Source organism: Pseudomonas sp. CM27 (genome assembly GCF_013179515.1).
Taxonomy (GTDB): domain Bacteria; phylum Pseudomonadota; class Gammaproteobacteria; order Pseudomonadales; family Pseudomonadaceae; genus Aquipseudomonas.
On the sequence record NZ_JABMCN010000131.1, the window covers coordinates 1 to 16,580 of the forward strand.

Here is a 16,580-nt window from a genome sequence, read left to right on the forward strand (position 1 = left end):
TGTAGGAGCGGCCTTGTGTCGCGATGGGCTGCTCAGCAGCCCCCGGATTTCTGCACCAAGGCCAGGGGCTGCAGCGCAGCCCATCGCGACACAAGGCCGCTCCTACAAAAAGGTGTGCCAATCCTTGATCAGCCAGCCACCAGCACGCGAATGGCTTCCAGGCGCAGGGCGGCTTTCTCGAGCATCGCCAGCCCGTCTTCGCGCTGCTTGCGCAGGGCGTCGATTTCGCTGTCGCGCACGCTCGGGTTGACCGCCTGCAGGGCCACCAGGCGGGCCAGTTCTTCGTCGGCTTCGGCTGCCAGGCGCCGCTGGGCTTCGGCCACGCGCTCGACGTGGATCGGCAGGATCTTCTCCTCACCGCCACTGATGCGCTTGGCCAGCACGTCGCGCTGGGCCTGGACAAACTTGTTGGCACTGGCGCGCGGCACGCTTTCCAGCTGGTCGTTGAGGGTTTCGAAGGCCACGCGCGAGGCCAGGTCGTTGCCATTGGCATCGAGCAGGCAGCGCAGTGCCGCCGGTGGCAGGTAACGGCCCAGCTGCAGGCTGCGCGGTGCTACCACCTCGCTGACGAACAGCAGTTCGAGCAGGACCGTGCCTGGCTTGAGCGCCTTGTTCTTGATCAGCGCCACGGCGGTGTTGCCCATCGAACCGGACAGCACCAGGTCCATGCCGCCCTGCACCATCGGGTGTTCCCAGGTGAGGAACTGCATGTCCTCGCGCGACAGCGCCTGGGCACGGTCATAGGTGATGGTCACGCCTTCATCGTCACCCAGCGGGAAGCTGGCATCGAGCATCTTTTCGCTAGGCTTGAGGATCAGGGCGTTCTCGGAATGGTCTTCGCTGTCGATGCCGAAGGCGTCGAACAGGGTTTCCATGTAGATCGGCAGGGCGAACTGGTCGTCCTGCTCGAGAATGTCCTCGACCAGCGCCTGGCCCTCGCCGGCACCGCCGGAGTTCAGCTCCAGCAGGCGGTCACGGCCGCTGTGCAGTTCGGCTTCCAGGCGCTCGCGCTCGGTGCGGGCGTCGGCCACCAGGGCCTCCCAGGCTTTGCTGTCGCCACTTTCGAGCAGCGGCAGCAGGCGCGGGCCGAACTGGTGTTGCAGGGCGCTGCCGGTGGGGCAAGTGTTGAGGAAGGCATTGAGGCCTTCGTGGTACCACTGGAACAGGCGTTCTTGCGGGCTGTCCTGCAGGTACGGGATGTGCAACTGGATGGTGTGCTTCTGGCCGATCCGGTCGAGGCGGCCGATGCGCTGTTCGAGCAGGTCCGGGTGCGCCGGCAGGTCGAACATCACCAGGTGGTGGGCGAACTGGAAGTTGCGGCCTTCACTGCCGATTTCGGAGCAGATCAGCACCTGCGCGCCAAACTCTTCGTCGGCGAAGTAGGCAGCGGCGCGGTCGCGCTCGAGAATGCTCATGCCCTCATGGAACACCGATGCCGGGATGCCGGAACGCACGCGCAGGGCGTCTTCCAGGTCCATCGCGGTTTCGGCGTGGGCGCAGATCACCAGCACTTTGGTGCGCTTGAGCATTTTCAGGGTGTCGATCAGCCAGTCGACACGCGGGTCGAAACGCCACCAGCGCTCGTCGTCGGCCACCTCGCCCTGGGCCTGGAAGGCGACTTCCGGGTACAGCTCGGCCCGCTCGCCGGCTGGCAGGTCGCGGTATTGCTCTGGTGTGGCCAGCGGGTAGGGGTGCAGCTGGCGCTCAGGGAAGCCCTGGATCGCTGCGCGGGTGTTACGGAACAGGACGCGACCAGTGCCGTGGCGATCGAGCAGTTCGCGGATCAGCCGCGCGCTGGCCTGGGTGTCGCCATCGCTGACCGCAGCCAGCAGGGCTTCGCCTTCGGCACCCAGGAAGCCCTGGATGGTGGCGTGAGCCTTGGGCGACAGGCGGCCTTCGTCGAGCAGTTCCTGCACGGCCTCGGCCACCGGGCGATAGTGCTCGCTCTCGGCGCGGAAGGCGGCCAGGTCGTGGAAACGGTTGGGGTCGAGCAGGCGCAGGCGGGCAAAGTGGCTGTCCTGGCCAAGCTGCTCGGGGGTAGCGGTAAGCAGCAGCACGCCCGGGATCACCTGGGCCAGTTGCTCGACCAGGCTGTATTCGGTGCTGACCTGGTCTTCATGCCAGACCAGGTGGTGAGCCTCGTCGACCACCATCAGGTCCCAGCCCGCAGCAAACAGCGCGTCCTGGGCCTTTTCGTCGTCTACCAGCCATTCCAGGGCAACCAGCGCCAGCTGGGCATCCTCGAACGGGTTGCTGGCGTCGCTTTCGATGAAGCGCTCGGCGTCGAACAGCGCCACCTGCAGGTTGAAGCGGCGGCGCATTTCCACCAGCCACTGGTGCTGGAGGTTTTCCGGTACCAGGATCAGCACGCGGCTGGCACGGCCCGACAGCAGCTGGCGGTGAATGACCAGACCGGCCTCGATGGTTTTGCCCAGGCCCACTTCGTCGGCCAGCAACACCCGTGGCGCGCTGCGGTCGGCTACTTCGCGGGCAATGTGCAACTGGTGGGCGATGGGTTGTGCACGGCAACCACCCAGGCCCCACAGTGCCGACTGCATCTGCTTGCTGGTGTGCTGCAGGGTGTTGTAGCGCAGGCTGAACCAGGACAGCGGGTCGATCTGCCCGGCGAACAGGCGGTCGCTGGCCAAGCGGAACTGGATGAAGTTCGACAGCTGGGTTTCTGGCAGGGTGCGTGGCTGGTTCTGCCCGTCCAGGCCGTGGTAGACCATCAGCCCGTCGATGTCATCGACTTCGCGCACGGTCAGTTTCCAGCCCTCGAAGTGGGTGATCTGGTCACCTGGCGAGAAGCGCACGCGGGTCAGCGGCGCATTGCGCAGGGAATACTGGCGGGTGTCGCCAGTGGCCGGATAGAGCACGGTCAACAGGCGGCCATCCTGCGCCAGGATGGTACCCAGGCCGAGCTCTGCTTCGCTGTCGCTGATCCAGCGTTGCCCCGGTTGATACTGCTGCGCCATACTGCCTGAACTCCCGCGATGAAAAGCCGGTTATGTTAACGGATCGGCCGGTCAGACCAAAGCGCCGTGCGTACCGAAAGGTATCAAAAGGCACAGTCTAGTCGTTTCATCGCCCCGTACTGCGTCGCCGACGAGGGTTCCGGATCAACATGTCTGCCAAGCACAGCTGGATCAGCGCTTCCATGGCCGTGGGCAGCCTGCTGCTGCTGAGCGCCTGTGAGCAGAAAAACTTCGAGACCTTGCCTGCCATCCCCATGGAGCAACTTGAGGTGCTGGGCGTACAGACGCCGATCAAGAGCGTGCACTTTCGTGACCGCGATGGCGAAGGCCTGCTGGTATTGAGCCGCAGCGATGGCCAGGCCAGCGACCCGGAAAGCGAGCAGGAAGTCGACAAGGTGGTGCTCAAGGCCACGCTGTACGGGCGCGGCGGAGCAAGCGACACGTTCAAGGCGCGCTGGCAGATCGAGCAGGAAACCACCTGCCCGGGGCTGGACCTGGACGTGGACTTCTACACCGATGTCAGCGATGTCAGCGACCTGAACAAGGACGGCACGGCCGAGGTGACAGTGGCCAGCCATGCCTTCTGCGGTGGCGGTATAGATCCGCATGATATCGCCATCGAGATGCGCGAAGGCCAGGCCAGTTACACCATCACTGGCCAGTCGCTGATCACACCCGCTGGTGAAGAACCGATCGGCGGTGAGCGCGACGACAGCGCTTCGCTCAAAACCGCGCCGCCGGTGCTGCGCGAGCACATGGACGCGGTCTGGCAGCAGGTTTACAAGCGGCCCTGGAGCGAAGCCAGCACGCCGAGCTACGACGAGCCTGACGACGAAGCCGAGTAAATGTTGTCCAAGACATCAAGGTAAACCCGCGCCTGCCGATACAGGGGGCATAGGAGAACGTCCATGCTGCCGCCGATCATTCCGCTCAGTGCCGCTCCGGTGACCTCGCAACAGGACCCGGTCAAGCCAACCCCCGACATCAAACCGGTGGTGCCGACGCAGCCTGCCTCCGGGGAAAGCGCCATCGACCTCAAGCAGCAACGTGACCCCCAGGAGCAGGCGCTTTTGCTGCGTGACGAGCAGCGCCGCCAGCAGCAACGCAGGCAGCAGGGTGACCAGCAGCGCTACAGCGCGCTGCCGGGTGACGAGGTCAATGCCGATAACACCGTGCCGGTGGCGCCGTTGATGGGGGAGCATGTACGCCAGGGGTTGCTGGTGGACATCGAAGTCTGACGCGGGGCTGGTCAGCGCCTGCGCCTGGCTTCATCATGCACGTCTCAGTTCACCGTCGAGCCCGCCAATGAGCCAAGACAACCTCATCGATTTCGATGCCGAACGCGCCAAGCGCGCCCACGATCTCAAGGAAAAGCGCCTGAACGAAATGCGCAATGCATTCGAACAGGCCCTGCCGTTGAACGCCAGCAAGAAAAAGAAGCCCAAGGGCAAGCCGAAGAAGCGCTGAAACTTGACGCAGGTCAACCCTGCACCCGCCTCGCGTGCCCGGCCCCGGGCACCATTGACGCCGATCAATTTTTCCCGCCCCCACATTGGTTATCTTGCACCCATCGGACAACGGCAAACGAATGGGGAGGCAGGCATGTTCTTCGACAACGTGGTTATCGCCGGTGTGGTAACGGTTGGGTTGATGGTCGCCTTCTTTGCCGGTCTGGGCATATTCATCTGGAAAGACTCGAACAAGCGCAAGCCGCGCTGAGCTTCCGGGTACACGAGCACGCAAGGCATTTAGGGCGACTTCGGTCGCCCATTTTTTTGCCTGGAATTCGGCTTGCCCGCCCAGAGGCCTGCCGAGGAGACCCGAACCTCTAAAAGATGATTAGCTAGCTAATTAATCGTTTCCGCTTTATTCTGTCCACCATTGTCTATCGTTCAATCAAGACCCTCCCGCAAGGTCCGCCTCGTGCCCATCACTCTCCAGGCCCTGTTCGCCCCCAGCAGCCTCGCCCTCAAGTTCGCCATCAAGACCCTGCTCGGTGGCGGGTTGGCGCTATGGCTGGCGATGCGCTGGGGCCTGGAACAGCCCTCATGGGCACTGATGACCGCGTTCATCGTGGCCCAGCCGCTGTCTGGCATGGTGGTGCAGAAAGGCTTGGCGCGGCTCGCCGGGACCTTGGTCGGCACCGTCATGTCGGTGCTGTTCATTGGCCTGTTCGCCCAGACACCGGGCTTGTTCCTGCTGGCCCTGGCCCTGTGGCTGGCCCTGTGCACCGCCGCGTCTACCCAACTGCGCAGTGCCTGGGCCTATGCCTTCGTGCTGGCGGGCTATACTGCGGCGATCATTGCCCTGCCAGCCATCGACCACCCGTTGCAGGTGTTCGATCAGGCAGTGGCGCGCTGCACCGAGATCTGCCTGGGGATTTTTTGCGCCACGGCTTGCAGTGCCTTGCTGTGGCCCATGCGCGTTGAACAGCAACTGGCCGGGCAGGCGCGACAGGCCTGGCTTAATGGCCTGCAGGCCGCCAGTGCCATGCTGGGCGGCGAAGACGAGGCGCACAAAGGCTTGCTGGAAAGCCTGGGGCGCATCGTGGCCATCGACAGCCAGCGCGAACATGCCTGGTTTGAAGGCAATCGCGGGCGCCAGCGTGCCCGCGCCATCCGCGGCCTGAGCCAGAAACTGATGGTGCTGTTGCGCATCTCGCGCTCGGTACGCCGCCAATGGCGGCAACTGGATGAGCGGGAGACCGAGCACCTGGCACCCTGGCTGCAGGAAGCGCGGTCGCTGCTGGTCAAACCCGACCCGCCCAGCCTGCTACTGCTGCGCCAGCGTATCTGGGATGCCGCCCACGATGAGCAAATCAGTTCGACCGAACACTTCTGCCTGGCACGCATGGCCCTGCTGCTGGATTACGCCATGGCGGCCGGTCAGGCACTGGCGGATGTCGAGGCGGGCAGGGCACCGAAGGATGTGTCCCAGGGGCTGGCCGCACACCGCGACTGGTCGCTCGCCTTGCTGTTCGGTTCCCGCAGTGCTCTGGCCTTTCTGGTAATGAGCGGCTTCTGGCTGGCCACGGCCTGGCCTTCGGCGCCGGGGGGGCTGGTGCTCACCTGTGTGGTCTGCAGCTTGTTTGCCAGCCGTGAGAACGGCGCGCAGATTGGCCTGAGCTTTCTGCGCGGAATCTTCCTGGCGATACCTGTGGCGTTTCTGGTGGGGCAGATTCTGCTGCCGCAGTGGAGCAGCTTCGCCATGCTCTGCCTGGGCATGGGCGTGCCGCTGTTTCTTGGCGCCCTGGGCATGGCCCATCCACGTACCGGGGCCACGGCGACCTCCTATTGCCTGCACTTCATCGTGCTGGTGTCGCCGCTCAATGTCATGCAGTTTGGCGTAGCGACGATGCTGAACAGTGCCTTGGCCATGCTGGTGGGGGTGTCTGCCGCAGTAATGGCGTTTCGTCTATTGGTGTTCCGCCACCCGGCCTGGCTGGGCCGGCGTCTGCGTGCAGCCACCCAGAGCGACCTGGTACGCCTGACCCGGCGCGACCTGCGCGGGGCCGACAGCTGGTTTGGCGGGCGCATGGCCGACCGCCTGATGCAATTGGCCAGGCATGCCAGCGAGCTGCCCGAAAGCGAGCGCAAGCGCTGGGATGACGGCCTGCACGGGTTGGACATAGGCGACGAACTGGTGCATCTGCGCATGTGTCTGGCAGTTGCCCAAGCGCCTTTGGGCCGGGCCGAGCGCGAGTACCTGCAACAGGTGCAGGCGGTACTGGCCAACGGGCCTGCCGTCGGGCGTGGTCAGCGCCTGGACAGCGCCAGCGAACAGTTTATTGCCGCCTTGCGCCGGCTACCTTCGAGCGACTCGCTACGGCTGGCCGAAGGGGCGGTGCTGCAATTGCAGAAAAGTTGGCGCAAGTGGTGCCGCTGGCAGGAGGAGACCCATGGGGTTGCGTGAATGGGAAGTGGGCGGCGTACTGCTGAGCCCGTTTCTGCTTTATGTGTTGCTGGCGCTGGTGCTTACCGGCGTGTTGCGCCTGGTGGTGCAGGCCACGCCGCTGGGGCGCTGGATCTGGCATGAGGCGCTGTTCGACACGGCGCTGTTCGTTTGTGTGTTGTTCCTGGTGGTACGACTGCTGGGAGCTTTATAAAGGAGTGTTTGGATGCGTGCCGCCGTACGTACTCTGGTGACCTTGTGTGTGGTAGCCCTGGCCGTGTTGGCCGGTTACCAGTTATGGCAGTACTACATGCTTACCCCCTGGACTCGCGATGCCCGGGTGCGCGCCGACGTGGTGGTAATTGCCCCCGATGTGTCCGGTTGGGTGCGCGAGCTCAAGGCCCGCGACAACCAGCAGGTCAAGGCGGGCGATCTGTTGATGAGTATCGACCGCGAGCGCTTCAAGGCGGCCTTCGACCAGGCCAGCGCCGTGACCGAGACCCGCGCCCAGCAACTGCGCCTGCGCGAGCGCGAAGCAGCCCGGCGTACCGCCCTTGGGCCGGAGGCGATCAGTGCCGAGTTGCGGGAAAATGCACAGATCAATGCCGCCATCGCGCGGGGCGAACTGCATGAAGCCGAGGCCCAGTTACAGGTTGCCAAAATCAACCTGGCGCGCAGCGAAGTACGGGCACCGCGCAGCGGGCATATCACCAACCTGCGTCTGGCCGAAGGCAACTATGTGAACACCGGGCAATCGGTGATGGCGCTGGTGGATGATTCAACGTTCTATATCCAGGCCTACTTCGAGGAAACCAAGCTGCCGCGCATCCGCGTGGGCGACGCGGTGAAGGTCTGGCTGATGGGCGCCGGCGAGCCGATGCAAGGGCATGTGGAGAGCATCAGCCGCGGTATCACCGACCGCAACAGCAACCCGGACAGCCAGTTGCTGCCGGAGGTGGAGCCCACCTTCAACTGGGTGCGGCTAGCCCAGCGCATTCCGGTAAGGATCCGCCTGGACCAGGTACCGGAAGGCGTGACCCTGAGCGCCGGGATGACCGCGAGTGTGCAGGTGCATGAACAGTAAGACGGGCGGGACGAGCGCCTTAAAGGAACATCCCGCCTGACACTTCCAGCCGCTGCCCGGTGATCCAGCCATTGCCGTCTTCCAGCAACAGCGCGATTGCCGCCCCGATATCGTCCGGCAAGCCCACCCGGCCAAGCGCCGTGTTGCCGGCAATGTACGCGTTGACCTGCTGGTTGTCGCGCACCACGCCGCCGCCAAAGTCGGTCTCGATGGCGCCCGGCGCCAGTATGTTCACCCGAATCCCACGTGCCCCCAGCTCCTTGGCCTGATACCGCGTCAGCACCTCCATTGCGCCCTTCATCGCGGCGTAGGCGGCATACCCCGGCAGCGCAAAGCGTGCCAGGCCGGTGGAAATGTTGACGATACGGCTATTGTCGACCAGCAGCGGCAGCAGGCGTTGGGTGAGGAAGAACGGGCCCTTCAGCTGAATGTTGAGCAGTTGGTCGAACTGCGCTTCGCTGGTTTCGATGTACGGCACATTCAGCCCGATCCCGGCATTGTTCACCAGAAAGTCGAAACGCTCGCGAGCGAAGCGCTGCTGCAGGGTTGCGCCCAGGCGCTCGGCGAAACCGGCAAAGCTGGCGCTGTCGCTGACATCCAGCTGCAGCATTGCAGCCTTGATCCCGGCCTGCTCCAGCCGGGCTGCTACGGCTTGCGCTTCGTCGGCCTTGCTGTGGTAGGTGCCGATGACATCGATACCGCGTGCTGCCAGGTGTTCGGCAGCATTTCGGCCGAGGCCGCGACTGGCGCCAGTGATCAGGGCAATCTTGCGAGTCATGGTGGAAACCTCATGGTGGGTGAATGATCACAGGTTATTGGTCGCTCTGGTGCTGTTAAATCCTGTAAAAATGGAAATACTGTTCGGTAAAACCGGACAGTTGAGGCCTCGAGTGAACAAGCTGGATTTGTTGCGCACCTTTGTGCGGGTCAGTGAGGTCAGCAGCTTCACGCTGGCCGCCGAGAGCCTGGGCCTGCCACGGTCGACCGTGTCGGAGCAGGTGCGGGCGCTGGAACGGCTGTTGGGCACGCAGTTGTTCAACCGCACCACCCGGCGCGTCCGGGCGACCCAGGATGGCGCTTTGTTGTACGAGCGTAGCAAGGACCTGCTGTCGGGCATGGACGAGATCGAGAGCCTGTTCAGCACCGATGATGCCGAACTGTCCGGGCGCCTGCGCATCGACCTGCCGACCATGATGGCCCGTCGCGTGATCATCCCGGCGCTGCCGCAGTTTCTGCAGCGCCATGCGCGCCTGGAAGTGGAACTCAGCTGCACCGATCGCCAGGTCGACCTGCTGCGCGAGGGGTTCGATTGCGTGATGCGCATCGGCGCCCTGCATGACCTGGACGTGGTGGCGCGGCCGGTCGGGCAACTGAGCATGCGCAACTGTGCCAGCCCCGCCTACCTGGCCCGCTACGGCGTGCCGCGCACGCTGCAGGACCTGGCCGAGCATCAGCTGGTGCACTACGTACGGACCCTGGGTGCGCGCAGCGCCGGTTTCGAATACCTGCAAGGCGGGGAACTGCAGTACCAGGCCATGGCCGGTGGGGTGACGGTCAACAACGCCGAAGCCTACTCGGCGGCCTGCCTGGCCGGGCTGGGCCTGATCCAGGTGCCTGCGGTGGGAGTTGCCGAGCATTTGCAACGCGGCGAACTGGTTTCGGTGCTGGAAGACTGGCAGGCCCCGGCCATGCCGGTGTCGCTGTTGTATGCCCGGCAACGGCATGTGCCGCGCCGGGTGCAGGCATTCATGCAGTGGCTGGGCGAGGTCCTGCACACCCAGGTTGATCCCGCGGCCAGTGATTGAGCCAAGCCATGGCGCTGCAAAGGCGACTTGCGTTAGGCTGCCTGCTGCGAGTCGCCCGGCAGAGGCGACCTGGTACCCTTCCTGCGTGCGTATCTTCCGAGTTCATTGCGAGGTTACGTCATGGCCATCACTTCCCAAGACATCTGTATTGCCGCCGACCAGCTCATGGGCTTTGTCGGCTTTCATGGCAAACGCGGCATTCATATCGTGCGGTTCTCCGAAGACGCGTTCGGCATGGACGTAGCCGACGACAGCATCACGCCCTGTAGCGAATTCGTCTGGCGGCCAGTCCAAGGGCTGCGCATGGCCCTTTGTCGCGAGCGGTTGTCGCTGTTGCTGGCGCAGCATGTGGATGACCGCTTGAACATCGGTGAGCCGCTGCGCGCCTACTTGCGCCGCAGCGAGCTGCCGGAAATTGTCGCTGAGCGCAGCCTGCAACGGCCCGGACCCGGCGGCACCGGTGTTTGCGGGTAAACCCGCTGCTACAGCGGGCGCGCGGTTATCTGGGGTGTGTGGTGCAGCAATGCCTCAACCCCAGGGCCGTCCAGTGGCCGGCTCAGGTAATAGCCTTGCACTTCATGGCAGCGGTCCTTCTCCAGCGCCTTGAGCTGCTGTTCACTCTCCACCCCTTCGGCGGTAACCGTCAGCCCCATGGCCTCGCCCAGGCTGATGATGGCCTGGACCACGGCGCGGTCGCTGCCGCTGTTGCTGCCCAGGCCACTGATGAAGCGTTTGTCGATCTTGATGCTGTCGAACGGGTAGGTGCGCAGGTACCCCAGCGATGAATAGCCGGTGCCGAAATCGTCCATGTTCAGGCGCACGCCCAGTTCCTTCAGCGACAGCATGGTGCCCAGGGCGCCCTCGATGTCGTTGAGCATCACGTTTTCGGTAATCTCCAGCTCCAGGCGCTGTGCCGGGAAGGCCGTTTCCAGCAGGATCTCGCGCACGTCGGCCACCACATCGCTGCGCAGGAACTGCGCCGGCGACAGGTTCACCGACACCACGATGTCGGCGGGCCAGTCGTGAGCAGTGTGGCAGGCCTCGCGCAATACCCAGCGGCCCAGCGCGACGATGATGTCACTCTGCTCGGCCAGCGGAATGAAAGTATCCGGCCCGAGCAACCCCTCCTGCGGATGCTGCCAGCGCAGCAACGCTTCGACCGCGACAATGCGCAGGTCGCTGAGGCGGTAGCGCGGCTGGTAATGCAGCTCGAACTCCTGGTTGCGCAGCGCCCGGCGCAGATCGTTCTCCAGCTGGCGGCGGTACTGGATCTGCTGGTTCATTTCGGCAGCGAAATAGCGCCAGGTGCCCTTGCCATCGGCTTTGGCCTGATACAACGCGATATCGGCGCAGCGGATCAGTTCGCCGGCATCGAAACCTTGGGTGCGGGTCTGCGCGACGCCGACGCTGGCGCCAATGTGCAGGTGCTGGCTGTCGAAGTCGATGGGTTGCTGCAGCAGGCCGATCAGCCGTGCACAAAAACGGTCGACTTCGTTGCGGTTGTCCATGCCGTTGAGCACCAGCACAAACTCGTCGCCGCCCAGGCGCGCCACCAGGTCGCCCTCGCGGGTGGTATCACGCAGGCGTGTGGCCACCTCCTGCAGCACGGCATCACCGGCACCATGGCCGAGCGAGTCGTTGATCGGCTTGAAGTTGTCCAGGTCAAGCAGCAGCAACGTCAGCGGCGGTGAATCACTGCCGCGCAACAGCGCCTGCTCCAGATGCCGGGCGAGCTTGTTGCGGTTGGCCAGCCCGGTCAGCGGGTCGTGCAGCGACAAGTGCTGGATGCGCGCGTGGGCATCCACTTCGTCGGTGATGTCGCTGGCGGTGCCGCGATAACCCATGGGGTCGCCATGGTGGAAGATCGCGCGGGCAGAGATTCGGCAGTAGCGGTTCTGGCCATTCTGGTCACGGTAGGAGCAGCGCAGGTTGGCCAGCTGTTGCGGGTCGGCCGTGCCCAGGGCGTCAAGCCATGGCGACAGCGGGGTGGTATCGCAGGCCAGCAACTGGTTGAGCGGGTGGCCCAGCCAGTCGTCCACGCTGTAGCCGGTGACATTGGCAAAGCGCTGCGACAGGTAGGTCAGGCGCTGTTCACGGTCGGTCTCCCAGATCCAGTCGGAAGCCGACTCGGCGACAGCGCGGAACCGCTGCTCGCTGGCCTCCAGGGCCTGATTGCTCTGTTGCAGGTGCGTCAGCGTCATGCCCATCGCCCGCGAGCTGCGCAGGGCATGGTGGAACAGGTAGAGCATGATCAGGCCGAGTATCAGCAGGGCAGCTGCCAGGGCTGGCAACACCGCCCGGAGCATTTGCCGCCCTGGCAGCGGGCTGCTCCAGGCCAGATGGTAGCCGGTATCCCCTAGTTCGATACGCAGATGGTCGTGCGCCTTGGTCTGATCCTTTTCCACGTGCATCCCGGTCAGGCCGGCACCGCTGCCCAGCACCGCCAGTTTGTCTTCGGTAAGCTGGTCGACGAACAGCATCACGGGCGCATGGGCTACATCGCTGTCGGTCACTTCGCGGTCCGGCCGCACCGCCGCAGCACTGAGCACGGCCGGCCAGCCATTGAACAGGACGAAACGGGTGATCTGCTCGCGCGGGATGGCAGCGGCACGGGCCTGGTCGATGATCGGTTGCAGCGGTGCATCTATATAAGTACTGGCGCTTGCCTGGCTGGGCTGCCCTTTGAACAGGGCGTAGGTAGTGCGCTCGTTCTCCAGCACAAACACCCCTTCGTAGCCGCTGGCGCTGTACAGCGATTCGCCAATGTTCTTTTGTTCGTAGGCCCACTGCCAGTCGGCCTGGCCCGCCAGGTGCTCAAAGGCGGCATCCCACACGGCGTAGCTGGACAGGAACTGGCGCGAGGCAAGCAGCCGTTGCTCCAGCGCCTGGTTCGCGTGGAAGGCGCTGCGCTGGCGCTCCTGCTGGTCCAGGGTGCCTGCGATATTGAACAGTGCAGCGAGAATGACCAGGCAAGCCAGGCCGAACACGGCGCTGAAACCGGCGATCAGGCGGCGCACCTGAACGCGTGGCGTGGGGCTGGTGGGTGGAAGGTTGGCAGTCCTGGCCATGCGCGAGCGGCTCCTTCAAGCAGCCCCCCCGCCGGGTAGTCATGCAGGAGGTTCAATCAGGATAGGCCAGCTTGAGCGCCGCAGCTTCGTTGCGGGCAAAATTGACCCGGTCGCGGCCAGCATGCTTGGCGGTGTAGAGGGCCTTGTCCGCCTGTTCAAGCCATTGTTCGGGTGAGTCCAGGCCAGCCTCGAAAGGCGACAGGCCGATGCTCAGGCTGATACGCAGATGCGGCAACTGCGGGTTGCGATAGCTGGCAACCTGCTCGCGCAGGCGCTCCATGGCCTGGCAGGCCTGAGTTTCGCTGGTGCCTGGCAGGATCACGCAAAACTCGTCGCCGCCGTAACGACCGGCCTGGTCGCCCTCGCGCAGGTTGCGCCGCAACTCGGCACTGAGCTGGCGCAGCACGCAGTCGCCGACCACGTGGCCGAAGGTGTCGTTGATGGTCTTGAAATGGTCAATGTCGATCAAGGCAATCACCGCTTGCCCCTGTTGCTGCCTGCAGGCTTCGAACTTCAGCAGCAGCAGGTCTTTCCAGGCGCCGTGGTTGAGCAACCCGGTCAGGCTGTCGGTGAGGCTCAGGGCGCTGAGCCGGCGCTTGTGCTCGGCCAGCTTGATCGCCAGCTGGTAGCACACCCAACCCAGCGCCAGCGGGTACAGTGTCAGCATCGGCAAGCAGGCATACACCTGCAGCGGCGTGGCATTCAGCTGCAGGCCCGTGCCGAGCAGCAAGGTGGCGATGAGCATGCCCGCCAGCTGGGCCAGCCCCCCACGAAAGACCATGCGTTTGCCGCCAGCGGCGACATTGTTCATGGTCATCATCGACAGTACGGTCACGCTGGGCAGCGGGTTGAAGTGCATGGCGGCGGTCCAGAAACCGCCCATCAGCGAGTCCAGCACCAGATTACGTTGTTCTGCCTGGTAGGGCGTCGCCGAGCGGGTGGCCCACAGGTAGGCGACGTGAGGCCACAGCAGCCCGTTGAACAGCATCAGCAGCCATACCCAGATCGGCGGCGACAGAGGCGCGATGGCAGCCATCACACTGAGCAGGCCGATGCCCATGCCGATGACCCGCGGCAGGTAGATGCGCTTGACGAATGAAAGGCCTTTGCCGCTGCGTTTGTCCATTATGGTCATTGTTCTTCTGCCGGATACCGTTTATCGCATAACGCGCGTGAATATTGTTGAACAGTGTTTCATCGTTGAAAAATGACCTTACAAGCCATTTCACGGTTGATCCGGTCACTGTGGGGTAACATGAACACTTTCCTGTTGCTCGGAGTGCTGCTGATGGTTCCCTTGGCCAACGCTGCCGGCGAGCCGGCGCCACATTGGGACGGACGTTTCCACAACCAGGTGGTGAGGCCACAGGATGGTGTAATGAAAAAGCTGCGCATCGGGCTCAAATACCTGTTCTTGCGCAAACCGCCGGAAACCCGGCCATCCATGCCCGTCAGCCTGCAGCCCATGACCCGCCAGCAGGTGTTCGATGCCCCTGACCACAGCCTGTGGCGCCTGGGCCATTCAACAGTATTGCTCAAGTTGCGCGGGCGCTTCTTTATTACAGACCCCGTGTTCGCCGAGCGCGCCTCACCCGTGCAGTGGGCCGGCCCGCTGCGTTTCCATGCGCCACCACTGCCACTTGAGCAGTTGCCGCCGCTGGCGGCGGTTGTGCTGTCTCATGATCACTTCGACCATCTAGACGAACAGGCCATTCGCAGGTTGGCCCCACGCACCGCAGTGTTCCTGGCGCCGCTGGGCGTGGGCGACCGGCTGATGAAATGGGGCGTGCCGCCTTCGAAAGTACGGCAGCTGGACTGGTGGCAGGAACGCGAGGTGGAAGGCGTGCGCTTCGTCGCCACTCCGGCCCAGCACTTTTCCGGGCGCGGGCTGCTGGACAGCAACCGGACCCTATGGGCGTCCTGGGTGATCATGGACGAGGATGTGCGCGTGTTCTTCAGCGGTGATACCGGCTACTTCGACGGCTTCAAGCAGATCGGCGACCGCTTCGGGCCGTTCGACCTGACCTTGATGGAAGCCGGGGCCTACAATGTTGCCTGGCCCGATGTTCACATGCAGCCCGAGCAAAGCCTGCAGGCGCACCTGGATCTACGCGGGCGCTGGATGCTGCCGATTCACAACGGCACTTTCGATCTGTCGATCCATGGCTGGCAGGAACCCTTCGAACGCATATTGGCCCTGACCAGCCAGGCCCAGGTGCGGCTGAGCACGCCGCAGATCGGCGAGCGGGTCAGCATCGACTCGCCGCATGCCGGGCAGAACTGGTGGCAACCGCGGCCGGTGCGCCAACGCGGCCAGGCGAATGAGCCCACGGTAGCGACCCGCTGAGCGTCATTGTTTGCCTTCCTTGGTGCGCGGGGGCGGGGCCTGATCATTTTCGGATAGCTGCGAAGGGGGTCTGCCACTGTCACTGCGCACTTGTGCATGGCTGATCAGGCCGAAGATGAAGCTGCCGCCGATGATGTTGCCGGCCAGCGTCGGCAAGGCGAACTCGAGCCAGAAGCTGCGCCAGGTTTCATCGCCGGCCCAGACCAGATACGACACCTCGACCGAACCGACCACTATATGTGTGAAGTCGCCCAAGGCCATCAGGTAGGTGATCATCAGGATGATCCAGATCTTGGCGTGCTCCATCGACGGGATCATCCACACCATGGTGGCGATCATCCAGCCTGAGACGATGCCTTTGGCAAACATCTGGCTGATGTCGTTCTTCATGACCTTGCGGCCCACCTCGAGGAAGGCCACATCAGTCTTGCTGTCGAAGATCGGCAGCTCCAGCATGACCCAGGCTACCAGCAGGGTGCCCGCCAGGTTGCCAAGCAGTACCACGCCCCACAGGCGCAGCAGCCGGCCGAAGTTGGCCAGGGTAGGGGAGGTCATGACCGGCAGTACGGCGGTCAGCGTGTTTTCGGTAAACAGTTGTTGGCGTGCCAGGATCACGGCGAGGAAGCCTGCGCTGTAGCCGATGCTGGCTATTACCTGGGCGCTGTCCCCTTCTGGCAGGCGGGCGTAAAACAGGCCCATGGCCATGAGTGAAAGGCCCATGGACAGGCCGGCAGCCAGGGCCGACCACCACAGGGCGGCAATGGTGCGCTCCAGTTCCTGGTCGCCCTGGTAGCGAATGATCTCGTGCAGTACCGCTGCGCGCGGTGGTTGGTTGTGGCTGACTTCCTGCTCTTCGTCTGCCGACAGGCCCGGTGTCTTCTCGCTCTGCGCATCGCTCATGGCCGCTACGCTCCGTGGGTGGGTTATATACAGATGCGTGGCGCTTTCATTAGTTGCCAGGCAGTTGCCAAACGCTGTCGGAAAGTTTTTTCAGATCAGGGTGTTGACTCTGATTTCAAAGCGCGTATTATTCGCCTCCTCGCAGCGATGAACGCTTCGGGGCAAGCGGTAAGTTGTTGAAGTTGTTAGCTTTCGAAAGAAAGCGGTGGTAAAAAACTTCAAAACAAACGCTTGACAGCAAATGAGGAAAGCGTAGAATGCGCGCCTCGGTTGAGACGAAAAGCTCTTAACCAAACGCTCTTTAACAAATTGAATCAAGCAATTCGTGTGGGTGCTTGTGAGTACGGACTGATAGTCAAAAAGATTATCAGCATCACAAGTGACCATGCGAGAAATCACATAGTCATTTGAGATTGCTGAGCCAAGTTTAGGGTTTCTTAAAAACCCAAGCAGTATTGAACTGAAGAGTTTGATCATGGCTCAGATTGAACGCTGGCGGCAGGCCTAACA

At 63.5% G+C, this 16,580-nt stretch carries 15 protein-coding genes; 10 read left to right on the forward strand and 5 right to left on the reverse strand.

Annotation, left to right across the window (positions count from 1 at the left end):
* Nucleotides 1-128: 128 nt before the first annotated feature.
* On the reverse strand, nt 129-2,975 hold the full coding sequence (rapA, locus tag HP547_RS16915; RefSeq protein WP_172225819.1) for an RNA polymerase-associated protein RapA: 2,847 nt from the start codon (nt 2,973-2,975) through the stop codon (nt 129-131).
* 149 nt (nt 2,976-3,124) lie between these two features.
* On the opposite strand from rapA, the gene HP547_RS16920 reads away from it, so the two are divergent.
* From HP547_RS16920 to HP547_RS16945, 7 genes are all read left to right on the forward strand, one after another.
* Entirely contained in the window at nt 3,125-3,820 is a 696-nt protein-coding gene (locus HP547_RS16920) for a M949_RS01915 family surface polysaccharide biosynthesis protein (protein ID WP_172225822.1), read from the forward strand.
* A 63-nt stretch (nt 3,821-3,883) separates the two neighbouring features.
* Nucleotides 3,884-4,213 (forward strand): aspartate-semialdehyde dehydrogenase, encoded by a 330-nt coding sequence (locus HP547_RS16925; RefSeq protein ID WP_172225824.1) that lies wholly within the window; start codon nt 3,884-3,886, stop codon nt 4,211-4,213.
* Nucleotides 4,214-4,280: 67 nt separating this feature from the next.
* Nucleotides 4,281-4,442 carry a hypothetical protein gene (locus HP547_RS16930; protein ID WP_172225827.1) on the forward strand — a complete coding sequence of 54 codons (162 nt, stop codon included), beginning with the start codon at nt 4,281-4,283 and terminating at the stop codon, nt 4,440-4,442.
* A 135-nt stretch (nt 4,443-4,577) separates the two neighbouring features.
* Nucleotides 4,578-4,694 carry a cytochrome c oxidase subunit CcoM gene (ccoM, locus tag HP547_RS29825; protein ID WP_003254862.1) on the forward strand — a complete coding sequence of 39 codons (117 nt, stop codon included), beginning with the start codon at nt 4,578-4,580 and terminating at the stop codon, nt 4,692-4,694.
* A 204-nt stretch (nt 4,695-4,898) separates the two neighbouring features.
* Entirely contained in the window at nt 4,899-6,887 is a 1,989-nt protein-coding gene (locus HP547_RS16935) for an FUSC family protein (protein WP_172286895.1), read from the forward strand.
* Nucleotides 6,874-7,080: a DUF1656 domain-containing protein gene (locus HP547_RS16940; RefSeq protein WP_172225833.1), complete on the forward strand. Its 207-nt coding sequence runs from the start codon at nt 6,874-6,876 to the stop codon at nt 7,078-7,080. The genes HP547_RS16935 and HP547_RS16940 overlap by 14 nt, the downstream gene beginning before the upstream one ends.
* Before the next feature lie 12 nt (nt 7,081-7,092).
* The gene (locus HP547_RS16945) at nt 7,093-7,950 is read left to right on the forward strand and encodes an HlyD family secretion protein (protein WP_172225836.1); all 858 of its coding nucleotides are present in this window, start codon (nt 7,093-7,095) and stop codon (nt 7,948-7,950) included.
* A 19-nt stretch (nt 7,951-7,969) separates the two neighbouring features.
* Here the strand turns inward: HP547_RS16945 and HP547_RS16950 are convergent, their stop codons facing one another.
* On the reverse strand, nt 7,970-8,728 hold the full coding sequence (locus HP547_RS16950; protein WP_172286896.1) for an SDR family NAD(P)-dependent oxidoreductase: 759 nt from the start codon (nt 8,726-8,728) through the stop codon (nt 7,970-7,972).
* Between the two features lie 112 nt (nt 8,729-8,840).
* Here HP547_RS16950 and HP547_RS16955 point away from each other — a divergent pair, with 112 nt between their 5' ends.
* Nucleotides 8,841-9,755: a LysR family transcriptional regulator gene (locus HP547_RS16955; RefSeq protein WP_172225841.1), complete on the forward strand. Its 915-nt coding sequence runs from the start codon at nt 8,841-8,843 to the stop codon at nt 9,753-9,755.
* A 120-nt stretch (nt 9,756-9,875) separates the two neighbouring features.
* Entirely contained in the window at nt 9,876-10,229 is a 354-nt protein-coding gene (locus tag HP547_RS16960; protein WP_172225844.1) for a DUF2025 family protein, read from the forward strand.
* Between the two features lie 8 nt (nt 10,230-10,237).
* Here HP547_RS16960 and HP547_RS16965 read toward each other — a convergent pair whose 3' ends face one another.
* Together HP547_RS16965 and HP547_RS16970 are read right to left on the reverse strand one after the other, a co-directional pair.
* Entirely contained in the window at nt 10,238-12,823 is a 2,586-nt protein-coding gene (locus tag HP547_RS16965) for an EAL domain-containing protein (RefSeq protein ID WP_172286897.1), read from the reverse strand.
* 52 nt (nt 12,824-12,875) lie between these two features.
* The gene (locus HP547_RS16970; RefSeq protein ID WP_172286898.1) at nt 12,876-13,949 is read right to left on the reverse strand and encodes a diguanylate cyclase; all 1,074 of its coding nucleotides are present in this window, start codon (nt 13,947-13,949) and stop codon (nt 12,876-12,878) included.
* Between the two features lie 129 nt (nt 13,950-14,078).
* Between HP547_RS16970 and HP547_RS16975 the strand changes: the two genes are divergently transcribed.
* The gene (locus tag HP547_RS16975) at nt 14,079-15,170 is read left to right on the forward strand and encodes an MBL fold metallo-hydrolase (protein ID WP_172286899.1); all 1,092 of its coding nucleotides are present in this window, start codon (nt 14,079-14,081) and stop codon (nt 15,168-15,170) included.
* A 3-nt stretch (nt 15,171-15,173) separates the two neighbouring features.
* On the opposite strand, the gene HP547_RS16980 is transcribed toward HP547_RS16975, so the two are convergent.
* Complete coding sequence (locus HP547_RS16980; protein ID WP_172225853.1) at nt 15,174-16,070, reverse strand: formate/nitrite transporter family protein; 897 nt, start codon at nt 16,068-16,070, stop codon at nt 15,174-15,176.
* Nucleotides 16,071-16,580: the final 510 nt, after the last annotated feature.